General features: G+C 43.8%; 12 protein-coding genes. 4 read left to right on the forward strand and 8 right to left on the reverse strand.

Going from position 1 to position 14,698, the window contains the following annotated elements:
• Nucleotides 1-231: 231 nt before the first annotated feature.
• Entirely contained in the window at nt 232-2,682 is a 2,451-nt protein-coding gene (locus CAL7507_RS30060; protein WP_015127175.1) for a beta-propeller fold lactonase family protein, read from the reverse strand.
• Nucleotides 2,683-4,044: 1,362 nt separating this feature from the next.
• On the opposite strand from CAL7507_RS30060, the gene CAL7507_RS04180 reads away from it, so the two are divergent.
• Nucleotides 4,045-4,431, forward strand: a complete 387-nt coding sequence (locus CAL7507_RS04180; RefSeq protein ID WP_015127176.1) for a 6-carboxytetrahydropterin synthase — start codon at nt 4,045-4,047, stop codon at nt 4,429-4,431.
• 241 nt (nt 4,432-4,672) lie between these two features.
• The gene (locus CAL7507_RS04185; RefSeq protein ID WP_015127177.1) at nt 4,673-4,888 is read left to right on the forward strand and encodes a hypothetical protein; all 216 of its coding nucleotides are present in this window, start codon (nt 4,673-4,675) and stop codon (nt 4,886-4,888) included.
• A gap of 185 nt (nt 4,889-5,073) precedes the next feature.
• Here CAL7507_RS04185 and ribD read toward each other — a convergent pair whose 3' ends face one another.
• The 4 genes from ribD to CAL7507_RS04205 form a co-directional block, all read right to left on the reverse strand.
• Nucleotides 5,074-6,261, reverse strand: a complete 1,188-nt coding sequence (gene ribD / locus CAL7507_RS04190; RefSeq protein ID WP_015127178.1) for a bifunctional diaminohydroxyphosphoribosylaminopyrimidine deaminase/5-amino-6-(5-phosphoribosylamino)uracil reductase RibD — start codon at nt 6,259-6,261, stop codon at nt 5,074-5,076.
• 675 nt (nt 6,262-6,936) lie between these two features.
• Complete coding sequence (gene mreD / locus CAL7507_RS04195; RefSeq protein ID WP_015127180.1) at nt 6,937-7,575, reverse strand: rod shape-determining protein MreD; 639 nt, start codon at nt 7,573-7,575, stop codon at nt 6,937-6,939.
• A gap of 23 nt (nt 7,576-7,598) precedes the next feature.
• Nucleotides 7,599-8,393, reverse strand: a complete 795-nt coding sequence (gene mreC, locus CAL7507_RS04200; RefSeq protein WP_015127181.1) for a rod shape-determining protein MreC — start codon at nt 8,391-8,393, stop codon at nt 7,599-7,601.
• Between the two features lie 112 nt (nt 8,394-8,505).
• Nucleotides 8,506-9,513 carry a rod shape-determining protein gene (locus CAL7507_RS04205; protein ID WP_015127183.1) on the reverse strand — a complete coding sequence of 336 codons (1,008 nt, stop codon included), beginning with the start codon at nt 9,511-9,513 and terminating at the stop codon, nt 8,506-8,508.
• A 368-nt stretch (nt 9,514-9,881) separates the two neighbouring features.
• Here CAL7507_RS04205 and CAL7507_RS04210 point away from each other — a divergent pair, with 368 nt between their 5' ends.
• A complete protein-coding gene (locus CAL7507_RS04210) occupies nt 9,882-10,241 on the forward strand; it encodes a single-stranded DNA-binding protein (protein WP_015127184.1) in 360 nt (119 codons plus the stop codon).
• 108 nt (nt 10,242-10,349) lie between these two features.
• On the opposite strand, the gene CAL7507_RS04215 is transcribed toward CAL7507_RS04210, so the two are convergent.
• Nucleotides 10,350-11,096, reverse strand: coding sequence for an SIMPL domain-containing protein (locus CAL7507_RS04215; RefSeq protein ID WP_015127185.1), 747 nt, complete (start codon nt 11,094-11,096; stop codon nt 10,350-10,352).
• A 276-nt stretch (nt 11,097-11,372) separates the two neighbouring features.
• Here CAL7507_RS04215 and CAL7507_RS04220 point away from each other — a divergent pair, with 276 nt between their 5' ends.
• Nucleotides 11,373-12,788, forward strand: a complete 1,416-nt coding sequence (locus tag CAL7507_RS04220) for a cation:proton antiporter (protein WP_015127186.1) — start codon at nt 11,373-11,375, stop codon at nt 12,786-12,788.
• 261 nt (nt 12,789-13,049) lie between these two features.
• Here the strand turns inward: CAL7507_RS04220 and CAL7507_RS04225 are convergent, their stop codons facing one another.
• Nucleotides 13,050-13,736, reverse strand: a complete 687-nt coding sequence (locus tag CAL7507_RS04225; RefSeq protein WP_015127187.1) for a hypothetical protein — start codon at nt 13,734-13,736, stop codon at nt 13,050-13,052.
• A 237-nt stretch (nt 13,737-13,973) separates the two neighbouring features.
• The gene (locus tag CAL7507_RS04230) at nt 13,974-14,243 is read right to left on the reverse strand and encodes a hypothetical protein (protein WP_015127188.1); all 270 of its coding nucleotides are present in this window, start codon (nt 14,241-14,243) and stop codon (nt 13,974-13,976) included.
• Nucleotides 14,244-14,698: the final 455 nt, after the last annotated feature.

Here is a 14,698-nt window from a genome sequence, read left to right on the forward strand (position 1 = left end):
AATACGGAGAGGCGTAGAAGTCTAACTCTTAACAATGATGAGTCAGCCTGTATAAACTACCACACTGACAGTAGAAGTATCGCAGGAATAGTCAAGAGAGGGAATGTTAGTGGAAGCAATTGCACGGAGCGCCCTGGAGGATGCGATCGCTAAACTACAAGATTTTAACGCTTGTCCCACATACGCTTTACCCCACCCCGGTGTTGTCTAAAGCCAACACTGGGAGTTCCCTTACACAGCATTAGCAGTCAAACTGATCTGCACAATCACATCGTTGTAATCTTTGTCACCACCATTTGCTAAATCTTCAAAGCCAAAGGAGTTGTTCCCCAACAAACGAATGTGATCTGTCTTATCTGTATTAGCACCCAAGAATGCGAAGTAAAGCTTGGGATCATTATTGGCATTACTATCAAAAAAGGCATCGGGTTTGCCATCGACAATTATAAAGGGTGCAAACAACGAATCAGCCCCAAAAGTACCGGTGTAAGAGGCTGTACCTTGGTTGGTTACCGTCAAGTCAATACCTGCAACACGCCCACGGATGGCGGCTTCGGCGTAACCAGCCTGTCCAACAAGAATATCTGCTTTACCATCGCCATTGGTGTCAATACCACCACTTTCATCAGCAACTTTATAGAATCCCACAAAGTTGTTGAATGCAGCTTCTCTGTGAACCTTAAAGTCAGCCTTCACCGATTGTCCTACACCACGTAAATCAATCAGTTCCCCTTCCTTTTTGCCTTGCAAACCTGTACCCAAAGTTACCTGTTGATTTGTTGCTTCAACCGTGACAACCAAATCCTGGAAGTTGAGAGAAAATCCTTCATTTTCTGTGTTGCTATTGGTAGCTGAGGAAAAAACGACACTTGAGAAAGAGGCTTTTCCAGACAGTACAGCTTGGGTAGTACTGTTGGATATCATATAGAATCGGAGTTTGGTATTAGACTCAAATTCTAATATGTTTGTGGAGTCAGTGGTATTAAAACCATTAGGCGAATTGCCAAGGGAGCAGAAAATCACCTTGGAACGCAAAAGAGCCACTTTTGCATAGCCTTCTGCACCAGGGGCTATGCCGTCAATCTTACCTTCATCATCATCAACATTAAATACACACAGTTCATCTACCTGTTTGGAGGCGTTGGTTTTAATCTTGATTGAGAGTTTTGCTTTATCACCTTTAATGTTGAGTTTTGTCTTAATACTAAAGATATCGCCTGTAATTTTTGTCAGTAGGCTAGTGGATTGGATATTAACAGCTGTCTTTTCATCAACTGCAAGTGTAAATACATCACTGGCTTGATCTCCAGCAATATCTTTAGCGGTAACTTTGATGTCTAGACTACCCAGATCGTTATTTGTGGGAGTGCCAGTGAAGGTAAGGGTAGTAGGATTGAAGTTCAGCCAAGTGGGTAGTAAATCATCATTTACCAGAGTAGCAGTGTAAGTGAGGATGTCTTGAGCATCTGCATCGCTGAAGGTGTCAACTGGAACGGTGAAGTTGAAGACACTATCTTCAGTGGCTTCTTGATCCTGAATTTCATTCGCCACCTCTGGCGCATGGTTGAAAGGCGTACTAAACACCACCACCGCCGAGTCATAAGATCCAGATGCATAGAGATGTTTCCCGTCAGGGCTGAGAGTTACAGAAGTGGCAGCAGCAAGTCCATCGACGCCATCTGTATCATCTTTTTGAACTTCTACAAAAGTCAACTCACCTGTTTCTTGATTGCGCTCAAATACTGCTACTGCTGAATCATAATATCCAGTAGCATAGAGATATTTCCCGTTGGGGCTGACAGTTACAGAAGTGGCAGCATTAAGTCCATCGACGCCATTTATATTATCTTTTTGAACTTCTACAAAAGTCAACTTGCCTGTTTGTTCATCGCGCTCAAACACCGCCAGCGCTGAGTCCCCAAATCCAGCAGCATAGAGAAATTTGCCGTCGGGGCTGACAGCTACGGAGTTGACAGCAGCAAGTCCATCGACACCATTTGTATCATCTTTTTGAACTTCCACAAAACTCAGCTGACCTGTTTGTTCATCGCGCTCAAACACCGATACCGCCGACTCATCAGCTCCAGCAGCATAGAGGAATTTGCCGTCGGGGCTAACAGTTACGAAGAGGGCACCAGCAAGTCCATCGACACCATTTGTATCATCTTTTTGAACTTCTACAAAACTCAGCTGGCCTGTTTGCTCATCACGCTCAAATACTGCTACCGCCGAGTCACCATATCCAGTAGCATAGAGGAATTTGCCATCAGGGCTGACAGTTACAGAAGTGGCATTAGCAAGTCCATCGACACCATTTGTATCATCTTTTTGAACTTCTACAAAACTCAGATGGCCTGTTTGTTGATTGCGCTCAAACACCGCTACCGCCGAGTCACTATATCCTGGAACATAGAGGAATTTGCCGTCGGGGCTGAGAGCGAGGGCTTCAGCACTACCAAGCCCATCAACGCCATTTATATCATCTTTTTGAACTTCTACAAAAGTCAACTCACCTGTTTGTTGATTGCGCTCAAATACCACCACCGCCGAGTCATCATACCCAGATGCATAGAGGAATTTACCGTCGAGGCTGATGGCGGCAAAGAAGCTCCCACCAAGCCCATCGACACGATTTGTATTATTTTTTTGAACTTCTACAAAATTCAGAATTTTCTTTGTCATATTTTTAGCTTTTAATACTTACTATTTATACGATTTAATTTATAAGATAAAACCGACATATGCCTTCAGTAAATTTACGATTTTATAATAGCCCAGCAAAAAAATCCCCTGAACTTATAATCCCACGGTGGTTACCTTTTAGGCATTTTTGGTGAGTAGTCACTAATCGGACTTATCTGCGGAATTCGTTGATGGTTCTTCAATTTTGCTAAATAATTATTTGAATTTATTCACGACTTATACCATTGACAAAAATCTTTGCAATCCATGAATAGTAGGGGCGTACATCTTTACATTAGTGGGCGGTTATAAACCGCGTCTACACAAACAAAACCTGCCTCCGCAGGTTTCAAATCCTTAATTTTTCCTCAGTCTGCACAGGCGGACGAGAGTTGCAAAAAATTAGGTTGGGGAGCCACTGCGTTCATAGGTGTCAACTTAAGCCACAGATGGCTTATTGCAATTACCTACCACGGACGGGAATGAATTCCAAGGCTAATAGGCAAAGTTTACTAAAGTAAACTGGGGATAAATGATAATTTTTAGTTAGCTTTAGCTTACTTTTGCTATTAGACTCAGAATTCATTCTGAGGCGGGATATGGGTTTCACGTTAAGTTGACACCAATGCACTGCGTTGCGCGGGTTTCTCATGTTGTAGCAAGTGGCGTTGGAGGCTTTGCGTAACTCAACATCCTGATATATGTCGGGTTGCGCTTCTCTTAGAGACGCTACGCGTTAAGCGTACCCCTGAGGGGAAGCAAGCTACGCGAATAGCGTATCGAAGAGAAGCTATGCCGTAGGCTTTACGCTCCACCCAACCTACACCTAATGCACCATTTTAGCCTTGACACGCCACTACATCTGTAGCGATCATTCTTCAAATTGGTATAAAAAATCATGCAAAATATGTCTAGTCACTGCCAGCGGAGCGTTCGCAATGACACAAAAGTAGCGTGAACCAAAAACCGGGAAATTCCATCAAAATCAGCAGCCTAGGCATAGCCCTACCTACTTTCTTAGTAAATATAAAATATGTGAAGAAAAATGAAGTAGGCTCAAACCCTTCTACATATAGGACTCATATTTGATTTCTGAAATACATGTAGGGGAGCCACCCTCGTGCGCGGGTTTCCCGCGTTGAGAGGAGTGGCGTTGGGCATTGCCCACCACATCCGGGTTTTGGTGGGCAATGCCCACCCTACACTTAAGATTAAAGTGTACGGAATTTTTTCAATAATCAAACCGGATTCCTATATTGCCTATTGCCTATTACCGGATTGCTATATTTAATAATTAATCAGAGGTGATATCAAATGCCTAAATGGAAACTAAATTTAATAATTAATCAGAGGTGATATCAAATGCCTAAATGGAAACTCACTACAGAATTTACATTTGACAGTGCTCACTACATCAAAGATTATGATGGTCCTTGTGGTCGGATGCATGGACATACTTATAAAGTCCACATAGAAGCCACATCATCACAGTTGCACTCTTCAGAATACTGCCCACATTCCGTGATGGTAGCCGACTTTAAAACCTTGCGTTGGGCTAAACAAGATGTGACTAAGGGGGGACTGGATCACTGTATTCTTAACGAAGTCTTGCCTCCAGAATACGAAACAACGGCTGAGATGATTGCCAAGTATATTTATGACCAAACCAAGAAACAAGTACCGGTAGGAGTGCAACTAAAAGTCAGGGTTTCAGAAACGCCTAACAGTTGGGTAGAGTATGAAGATTGACAAAGAATAAGTCAGAAGTCAGAATAAATAAGCTATTGACTCCTGCATTCTGAATACTAACGAATACCTAAATACGCTACGAAAGTTTGCTAATTCGTTTGATTCTTAATGTACATAAAGTTATAAATCGCTTTATTAAGCCTTTGATAATACTTATCTCAGCTTCGACATTTATGCGGTGATTTGCTGCCGAAATTGTGTAATCTGAAAACAACTAAGCGAATAATTAAATTGAGGTCTGATGACTCCTACGATTATGCGTCAGCTTTGGTCTGTAGTTGAAACTGCTCATGCAAAGACCCTCTTGCAGCTAGATGATGCTAGCTTGGTGCAGTGGCTAGTAAAACAAACCAACACCCAAGTGTTGTTAGAAAAAAACGAAACTGATTATCTCAGTGACTACATCCAATCGCGACTCGCCCTGATTCGCGATCTTGCTTATGAGCGACAGTGTTAATCAGTGGATCGGCACAAGTAAAGTTAATCACGAGGATCGTCATTTGTTGGACGGGTTTACCAGTTGCAAGCAAGTGACATCATTGGTGAGAATTTCCGGAATTTTGAGATCCGACAACACTACATTAGTCACTAGACAATAAGCACAAATCATAACTCTTAGTTATTGCCTATTCACCAATGAACTTATGATCTGGTTTGGGGCAAATAACCTTCTACTAAGCAGTCAGAACCTACCACACGCCAACGGACACGTTCCAAGGGTAAAGCCTCTGTCATAGAGGTAAAACCCAAGTCCCCTACAGGAGTAGGTGCATAATTACCACCAATGATTTTTGGTGCAATAAAGGCGAGGATTTTTTGTACTGCTCCTTGAGCGATCGCACTGGCAGCTAATGTACCACCACATTCCCACAGAACGCTACAAACACCCCGATCATACAAATGCGCCATGACTTGCTCTGGAGTAAGTGATGTAAATTCCACCACTTCCACACCCTGTTTAAGCAATAATTCTCTAAAATCAGGAGAGCTGCCTACCTCCGTCAACACCAAAGTAGGAGCCTCTGTAGTTTCCCACAGGCGGGCATTTTCCGGTAAATTTAGCTGACGACTCATCACCACTCGCAAGGGATTATGGAACCCTACCTGATGGCTCGTTAAGTAAGGATTATCCTGCCGCACCGTATTACCACCGACAATAACCGCATCACAAGATGCCCGTAGTAAATGTACCTCACTACGGGCATCTTGATTTGTCACCCAAGCACTGTGACCAGAAGTAGTAGCAATTTTGCCATCTAAAGTCATGGCATATTTCAAAATCCCCAAAGGTCGTTTGTGGAGAATACGATGCACAAACCCTTCATTTAGCTGCTGACAAGCCTCTTGTTCCACTCCTACCACCACTTCTATCCCCGCCGCACATAGACGGGCAATGCCACCACCTGCTACCAGTGGATTAGGGTCAACCATCCCTACTACCACTTTGGACACCCCAGCCTGAATCAACCCTTCAGAACAAGGGGGAGTGCGTCCGTAGTGATTACAAGGTTCCAGACTGACATAGATTGTGGCACCACGGGCTGCATCACCAGCCGCTCTCAAAGCAAAAACTTCTGCATGGGGTTCACCTGCACGGGGATGGAACCCTTCCCCAATAATTTCCCCATCTTTAACAATTACTGCCCCCACTAAGGGATTTGGAGAAGTGCGCCCCAAAGCTTGACGAGCGAGTTCCAAACACCGCCGCATCATTAGCCGATCAAAGTCACTTCCTGCCTTTTTCTCAGTTGAATCCATTGGCAGCGTATTTTCCAGAGTGTAGTTAGGTAGAGATGCATCTGCTTGAGCAACCACTGGGGAATTATCCATGATTTTTGGGCAACACTCTCAATATTTTCCACGCTAGCTGGTATTTTGCGTGAGCTTTTAACAGTAATGTTTGGGTTTTATATAGCGGTTCTCACTTGGATGCAATACAAAATTATATCGTCGCGTGTAGTAGCACAGCATTGCCCATACGTGTCAACTTAAGCTAAAAATAGCTTTACGCTTGGACTCCTCACCCGCCTGGGAATGAATTCCCAGGCTAATAGCATAAGTCTACTGAAGTAGACTAAGGATTTGTGATGATTTTTAGTCATCTTTAGATGACTTTTGCTATTAGACTCCGAATTCATTCGGAGGCGGGCTATGTGTTTGGCGTGGTTTCACGTCAAGTTGACACCAATGGGCATTGCCGTGCCCCTAAGAGTGTATTGGACTCAACCGATAACTGCTATATTTGGCAATCTTAACTTACAAGGAGGCAGAGGGCAGGAGGAACAATTGACGGAGAGTCAAACCCCGCACGCCAGTTCTTTTAAGTAGTTAAACATAATTAATTACACAATGTCATTGCAAATGGAGCGAAGCGAAATGTTCGCGGAGCGTTCCCGCAGGGTAGCAATCCCAACCCTTGCGGGTGCAAACTTTGGCTATACGATCGCATCTACTTTCTAGTGTTGCTGAATCAGAATATAACAACAAGCGATCGCTTATGGGGATTTAAGATTGCTCTAACAATTTTATCTGTTGCCACCAATGATTCAGGGGATAATAAACTACAGGTGCCCAAAGACTGCTGAGAATAGCAGAGGACAGGGCAACACGCTGGTAATATGTCCAGATATATTCTTTTTTGCTGAGGCTGTCTCCGCCATCGATATCGCCCATCCAAGTCAATTGCAAGCCAAAGATAGTTTCTGCAATTACTGCCATAGCAAAGACAATTAAAGCAATAGAAATAAAGTCTTCCTCAATAAAACGCTGCTTCTGAATCAAACTAGTTAGCATTCCTACTACCCCCAAAGTCACTGCGTGACTAGGGTTAGGTGCAGTCATGGCATCTTGAAGTAGCCCCAAAATTATCCCCGCAAATGCCCCCGCCCAAACTGTGCGCTTCACACTCCAAGCTACCACCCAAATTAATAACCAATTTGGCCCTATCCCTAATAATTCCATTCCTGGGAAGCGGGTTGGCAACATTAACAAACATAATAAAACAGATGCGATCGTCACCGTCCAATCCAGTAGTTGACGTGTACGCGGACGCCAACTAGCAAGTGGCTTAGTTGAGATATGGAATTTTCGCTCTGACGATTTTGGCTTTTTTTGCCTGCGGTCACCAAATGCCGGAATCTTCATTGTTTTGAGCAATTTTCTAGAATCTAATTAGACTTTTGCGACTGTTGGTTTGCTAACTCTGGGTTTTCCAGTTTCGGGTATACAGCAACCCAATCTAGTGAACGAATCGGTGGAAATAACTCCACTTTTGCCACTGATGTTGGCAGTTTCGCCAAATCCAGAGACTTAATTCTTCCTATGGCCAAACCAGAAGGAAACTTTTGACTGTAGGTCGATGTAGACACAAAATCTCCCACTTTCACATTTGGGACTTTCTCCAGGAACTCTAGCACCGCCTCAGCCGAAGAATCTCCCCTGAGAACGCCTTTTGCAGCTGTGCGACTAATTGTTACACCCACTTGACTTTTGAGGTCACTGATAAGCAGTACACGGCTAGTATTGGGAGTTACACTTTCTACCAAACCCACTAATCCGCCTTCTGCCTTGACTATAAAGCCTTCCTGAATTCCTGAGTTCGTGCCACGATTCAGGGTGACTTGCTGCCACCAATGGTCAGCACTGCGCCCCACCACCCGCGCCGGAATTGGTTTCGATGAAACTGGTTCTTTTTCTACGTAACTCAATAAATCTTTTAATTTTTTATTTTGAGTTTCTAGATCAACTATGCGTGTTTGCAATTCTAAAGAGCGCGCATCTCTCAGCTGTTCTTCTGGAGTTGGCCCTGTCTGCAACATTTGCAGCGGCCGGGTAATTCCCTGGTAAACCTCTAGTAGAAGTGCGCCTTGAGTTTGTCTTAATATCCAAGCACTACCTACTATGAGAGTTAATAACCCAACTTGTAACGCTTTCCGATCCCACCACCTACGTAGTACCACCATCTCAACCCTGTTTTTATATTTTCAATTAAGTTTAAAAAATATTGGGTTCTATACATAGAACCCAATATTTGTTTGATTCTATACATAGAATCTCAGATTTGGTACTTTTTTGCTACATGTTGCGAGAACGTCCGCTGAAAACTCGTTCCAGTTGTTTGAAGTTTTCCAATACACGACCTGTTCCTAGCACAACACAGCTTAAGGGATCAGCTGCAATGTGTGTGACAATGCCTGTCTCATGGCTAATTAGGGTGTCTATACCTTTGAGCAAGGCACCGCCACCAGCTAACATAATACCTCTGTCAATAATGTCGGCTGCTAGTTCTGGCGGTGTGCGTTCCAATGTCCGCTTCACCGCTTCAACAATTACCGATAGCGGTTCCAACATACTCTCACGAATTTCTGGCCCTTTGATTGTCACAGTTCGAGGCAAGCCAGAAAGTAGATGTAAGCCTCGGACTTCCATCATCGCATCACCATCTTCGTGAGTGGGATAAGCAGAACCAATGCGAATTTTGATGTCCTCCGCAGTACGTTCTCCAATCACTAAGTTATGAACTTTCTTCATATATTGGGTGATGGCTTCCGTCAGTTCATCCCCCGCAATGCGTACTGATTCGCTAATTACTGTACCTTGGAGACTCAGGACAGCAACTTCTGTTGTGCCGCCGCCAATATCAATGATCATGTTACCAGTTGGTTCGGCTACTGGTAGTCCTGCACCAATTGCGGCTGCTACTGGTTCATCAATTAAATAAACTTCTCTGGCTCCAGCTTGAGTCGCTGCATCCATCACAGCTCGTCTTTCCACTCCGGTGACACCGCTAGGAATGCCGATGACAATCCGGGGTAGAATTAGACTCCTGCCTTCATTTACGCGCTGGATGAAGCTTTTGAGCATCAACTCAGCTGTATCGAAGTCAGCGATTACACCATCGCGCAAAGGGCGCAGTGCAATCACGTTTCCAGGTGTTCGACCAAGCATTTTTTTAGCATCTTCTCCGACTGCTAGTGCTACCTTTTCATTGACATCGATAGCAACTACAGAAGGCTCTTGAAGTACAATACCTTTACCAGATACGTAAACGAGGGTATTGGCAGTACCGAGGTCGATACCCATGTCCCACGATGAGCGAAAGTTCCTGAACAGACCCACGCGTCTCTACGCCCCCTATTTGCGATACTTGTGACTACAACGGTAAAAGTTAACCGTGCTGGATTCTATTACGTTTTTTATCCTGAGTCCAGTAAAGCTGGCTATTTTTTAGATAACTTTCGGCTATTTTTACTACATCTCAGGCTTCTAATTTTTGATATTCTTGGAGTATTTCAATTTATCCGTATATTTTTTGAGGATATCTAGACTAATTTGTATCATTATTAGTCAACACCCTGTTGTTAGATATTTAACATATTTTCACAAGTTTCACAATTCGCTATCATAGAACTCTCAACTAATAAGTACACCTGTACTGAAAGGTAACGAACATGAGTATCAACGTTGTCACTCTCGTCGGTCGTGTAGGCAGCGACCCAGATATTAAATATTTTGAGTCAGGTAGTGTTAAGTGTAGATTAACACTAGCTGTGAATCGGCGATCGCGCAACAGAGATGAACCTGACTGGTTCACTTTAGAATTATGGGACAAAACAGCAGAAATTGCGGGCAATTATGTACGTAAAGGAAGCCTGATTGGCATCAAAGGTTCCTTAAAATTTGACACATGGAGCGATCGCAATTCTGGAGCAGCTCGTTCTACACCCGTGATTAGAGTAGACCAACTTGAGTTGTTGGGTTCCAAACGCGATGGCGATGGCGGTGCAGATTTATCCTCGGAGAATTTCTAAATTGGGGACTGGGGACTGGGGACTGGGGACTGGGGACTGGGAGCAGGGGGAAGAACTAGGGTTTTGACTCTTGACTCTTGACTCTTGCCTATCCCCTATTCCCCAATATCAGTAACTAATTTGCAATGTCACCGATGCTTCTACCTGCTGTTCGCCACCAACGACGGGAGTGGAAGCATTAGCACTTGTGACTTTGGCAAAATCCGCACGCTGTAACATTGGTGGTGGCGGGGGACTAGCACCATTAATTTGAATACTCACCACTTCTTTGGGCTGGAAACCAAGAGCGTTGAATACAGCATCAGCTTGCTGTCGAGCGTCTTGGGTAGCTTCTTTGAGTGCTTGTTTTTGAGCAGTGGCGATCGCTTCATCAGTAGCCACAAAACTAATGCCGTTGATTTGCGATGCTCCTGCTTTGACGGCTTCATCCAATAATGTACCAGCTTTCTCTGTCGCTATCCGAAAACTCACAGTGTTGCTGGCTGCATACCCAGTAATGCGCTGCACATTATTCGTATAGCTATAAACTGGGTTAAGGGTGATGCCAGTAGTTTGTAATTTTTCCACATTCCGGCTTTTCAGCAGTGCTACTACAGCCGATGACCTACGAGCTGCCTCTTGCTGTACTTCCTGGGCTGTTTTACCTTGAACTTCTACCCCCAAATTGACTTGAGATAGGGTAGTAGGAATGGATTCCATCCCGCGGCCACTGACAGTTAAGGTGCGCCATAATTTTTCTTTTTCTTGCGCTGAACTGGGCTGAATAAAAATTACACATACCAGCAATGTCCAAGGGAGAATTTTCCAGAAGTTTCCAGCACGAAACCGAGAACTGGATAAAGCAGTTCTATGCATACAATTTGCACTCCTCTCAAAATATTTTACAGATGCTGTCCAACAAGCATATCAACCAATCTGCATAGAAATATTGCATAGCAACGTTTCTACAGATGCGATCGCTCTAGCTTTGTGGGATTGAATGGATACAATCTTGATGTTCCTACTTTGACATTGGTAAAGTCAAAAGTCTCAATGGTTACATTTTTGGAAACTTAAAAAATTACCGAAAGTCTCAAAATAGTCACTTTCCATAAAGAGTTAAAAATAAAGAGAAGGATTTTCACAGAACCAATGCAGTTTTTAGATGCAATCAACTTCTCTTTTCCTCTGCTGGCGATCGCAACAGCAGCAGTTGACAGTTCAATGGTAATAGCAGCTGTGCTGCTGAGTTTAGTAGTAATTTACCTGGCTAGCAAAGTTGGTGGGGAGTTATCTAACCGAGTGGGTTTACCACCTGTCTTGGGCGAACTTGTAGGCGGTGTAGTAGTCGGACTTTCTGTTTTGCACCTGTTGGTGTTTCCAGAAGGTGGTACAGACAGTTCTAATTCCCTCATCATCTCATTCTTGCAAAGCACTGCTGGGTTGAGTCCACAAGCCGCTGAGGGGGTGTTTGCTGCCCAATCTGAGGTGATTTCGGTTTTGGCAGAGCTGGGTGTGATCATCCTGTTGTTTGAAATTGGCTTGGAGTCTAACTTAAAGGACTTGATGGCAGTTGGTCCCCAAGCCTTTGTCGTAGCTGTGGTGGGGGTAGTAGTACCCTTCGCTGCGGGTACTATCGGGTTGATGACTTTGTTTGGTATTAGTGCTGTACCGGCAATTTTTGCGGGGGCGGCTTTGACTGCTACTAGTATTGGCATTACTTCTAAGGTGCTATCAGAATTGGGGCGGCTCAATTCTAGAGAAGGGCAGATTATTTTGGGTGCTGCCATTATTGATGATGTGTTGGGAATCATTGTTTTAGCAGTGGTTGCTAGCCTAGCTAAAGATGGTGAGGTAGATGTAACTAAAGTCATTTATCTGATTGTTAGTGCTACGGCTTTCTTACTGGGTGCAATTCTGTTGGGCAACGTTTTCAATAAGACTTTTGTGGCGATCGTTGACGTACTCAAGACACGGGGTGAGTTGGTGATACCAGCAATCATCTTTGCGTTTGTGATGGCATATCTGGCTGCTGCTATCCAGTTGGAGGCTATTTTGGGAGCTTTTGCTGCTGGTTTAGTCTTGGAGGAGACGGATAAGCGTAAAGAACTGCAAAAGCAAGTTATTCCCATTGCTGATATGCTGGTGCCCATTTTCTTTGTCACTGTGGGGGCAAAAACTGATTTAGGAGTGTTAAATCCAGCAATACCCAGCAATCAAGAAGGTTTAATGATGGCTAGTTTCCTGATTTTAGTAGCCATTCTTGGTAAAGTAGTTACAGGATTGTCGGTATTTGGTCAACCGGGAATTAACCGTTTGGCGATCGGTGTAGGAATGATTCCTAGAGGTGAAGTCGGGTTGGTATTTGCTGGTGTTGGTGCCGCTAGTGGTGCCCTCTCGAAACCACTGGGGGCAGCAATTATCATGATGGTGATCCTGACAACCTTTTTAGCTCCTCCTTTGTTACGGTTTGTCTTCCCAGATCCCAAAACAGCGGCGACGAATCCAGAGCAACTGATTTTAGATGCTGTGAGTGCAAAATCGGCTCCAGATTCTCAGGAGAGTTAGTTACTCTTAGATTATTCGCGCTTAATTAAGATCCCCGACTTCTTTGAGAAGTCGGGGATCTGTTGATCTGTGGTGTGGAAAAAAGCATGAAAAGAGCGATCGCTTTTTCACTTCAAATTCCTGGAATCACGACTCCATCGTTCGATACCTCAGCTTGTTTAGGAGTAAGCAACAGCGCCTCGGGGCTAACTAGTGGTTTGTCAATTTTGTTTTGAGGGGTTTTTGGTAGTGCGGGCCGAAAAGCCCGCGTGAGCGTCTCGCTCACACTACTAGTTGCAAAAAGTTATTACAGATCAAGTCTTGATATGTCTGCAAATCTTGAGAAGTGCGATCGCTCACTCGCGCTAATACTCCTACCCGTTGCTCTGCTGTGATTTCATGCGTTAGTCCCCGTGCAAAACTACCAGTAAATACCACCACTGGTACGACTTCTTGATCTGACACCCGCAGCCCTGCTTCGTGAATCTCCAGCACCAGCAAAGCATCAGACAGGCGATAAGTAAACTGAATTGTCGTTTGTATTGGTGCCCAGTCTGCGGTTTTCCCGGCTCCGGGTGCCAGCAGTATATTAACAATGTAGTCCCTGGCTGAGAGACGATTGGGGTCAAATGCCACATGTCCACGAAAGCTGGTGTTAATGCCCTGATATTCAATTTCTGGTAAGGTTTCTAGATATTTGCGTGCGATCGCCCCCACAGATACAGCATTTATTTCCTGATTTGTCAACTGTTGTGAAAATAAAATCCGATTCGGCTGTGCAGCGATCGCCACTCCGTTGATAAATACAAATTGTGCTGCTGTCTGATTCAACACCGAAGGACGCGCCAGTTCCCAATCCTGCGGTACAATGCCGCTAGATTTCAAAAAGTCAAGTGTGAGGACGCTGTGATTTTGTGGTTGTATGGTGAGGGCGATCGCTATTTCTTGAATGTTCAACACTTGGTTCATGATTTTTGCTCTTCTCGCTCTTCCTGAGCGGTAGCCTGCGACAAGCCCCATTCCTTTTTACAATGCGTGGATTTTAGCAATACCAAGTTCAGTAACTAGTAGTCTGTCAGGGTTGAAATGAGGGACTGTAGTGTGAGCGTCTCGCTCACGCGGGCTTTTCGGCCCGCACTACCAAAAACCCCTCAAAACAAAATTGACAAACCACTAGACCACCCATAGCAAAAAACATCATTGCCATTAAACCAATACAGATACAGTTGGTAAGGGCACGGCAGCGCGATATCGCATATAAGCTAAGTTACCGGTGGCGATCGCTAGCAAAGACCCAAAGTCATGAATCGTACCTATCCATCTCTGCCAAGGACTCGGATGCAACAAGTTAATAAAGGGTAGAAATAGAAAAAGACTCGCAGACACAATACTCAAACCGTAAATACAAAATTTTGCAAGATCAAGTTGCTTGGGAAACTCCCTCGTCATCAAATCAAAGCGTTCTTCTTGCACCACTAATAATTTCCTAACTGAGAACTTATTTCACTTGCTGAATATACTTTTTCCTAGAATCTGTTTGACCAATAAGTGAAAAACATATTCAATAATTAACAAAGTTTCTGATCTTCTTCTCTAGTAATTAGTCAAAAATACTCCTAATTAGCTTTTGCAACTAATTAAGAGAATTTTGTAGCATTTACACAGCATAATGCCTACTCACATTCGTCTTAATAATCGTGAATAAACCAAAGATTTATCACGGCTGATCAACGACGGCAAGCTGGTGATATGTGATTACTGCTATTCTATTTTTTGAGAAGCTGAATAATTAAAAGAATAGATTGTTACAGACTTACTGTCAATTACTCGCAACAAAATCTACAAACTTTCTTAACGAAGAAATGATTTTAATTATCAATAGCTGACGCGTAACCGAAAAATGACCTATGAAGAGTCAGCAACTAAGCTGT

Source organism: Calothrix sp. PCC 7507, assembly GCF_000316575.1.
GTDB lineage: Bacteria > Cyanobacteriota > Cyanobacteriia > Cyanobacteriales > Nostocaceae > Fortiea.

Excerpts from the sequence above, each read along its gene's own strand:
- CAL7507_RS04225 (WP_015127187.1), bottom strand. The coding sequence starts at position 13,736 with ATGAACCAAGTGTTGAACATTCAAGAAATAGCGATCGCCCTCACCATA.
- CAL7507_RS04220 (WP_015127186.1), top strand. The coding sequence starts at position 11,373 with ATGCAGTTTTTAGATGCAATCAACTTCTCTTTTCCTCTGCTGGCGATC.
- mreC (WP_015127181.1), bottom strand. The coding sequence starts at position 8,393 with ATGGTGGTACTACGTAGGTGGTGGGATCGGAAAGCGTTACAAGTTGGG.
- mreD (WP_015127180.1), bottom strand. The coding sequence starts at position 7,575 with ATGAAGATTCCGGCATTTGGTGACCGCAGGCAAAAAAAGCCAAAATCG.
- ribD (WP_015127178.1), bottom strand. The coding sequence starts at position 6,261 with ATGGATAATTCCCCAGTGGTTGCTCAAGCAGATGCATCTCTACCTAAC.
- CAL7507_RS04180 (WP_015127176.1), top strand. The coding sequence starts at position 4,045 with ATGCCTAAATGGAAACTCACTACAGAATTTACATTTGACAGTGCTCAC.
- CAL7507_RS30060 (WP_015127175.1), bottom strand. The coding sequence starts at position 2,682 with ATGACAAAGAAAATTCTGAATTTTGTAGAAGTTCAAAAAAATAATACA.
- CAL7507_RS04185 (WP_015127177.1), top strand. The coding sequence starts at position 4,673 with ATGACTCCTACGATTATGCGTCAGCTTTGGTCTGTAGTTGAAACTGCT.
- CAL7507_RS04210 (WP_015127184.1), top strand. The coding sequence starts at position 9,882 with ATGAGTATCAACGTTGTCACTCTCGTCGGTCGTGTAGGCAGCGACCCA.
- CAL7507_RS04215 (WP_015127185.1), bottom strand. The coding sequence starts at position 11,096 with ATGCATAGAACTGCTTTATCCAGTTCTCGGTTTCGTGCTGGAAACTTC.
- CAL7507_RS04205 (WP_015127183.1), bottom strand. The coding sequence starts at position 9,513 with ATGGGTATCGACCTCGGTACTGCCAATACCCTCGTTTACGTATCTGGT.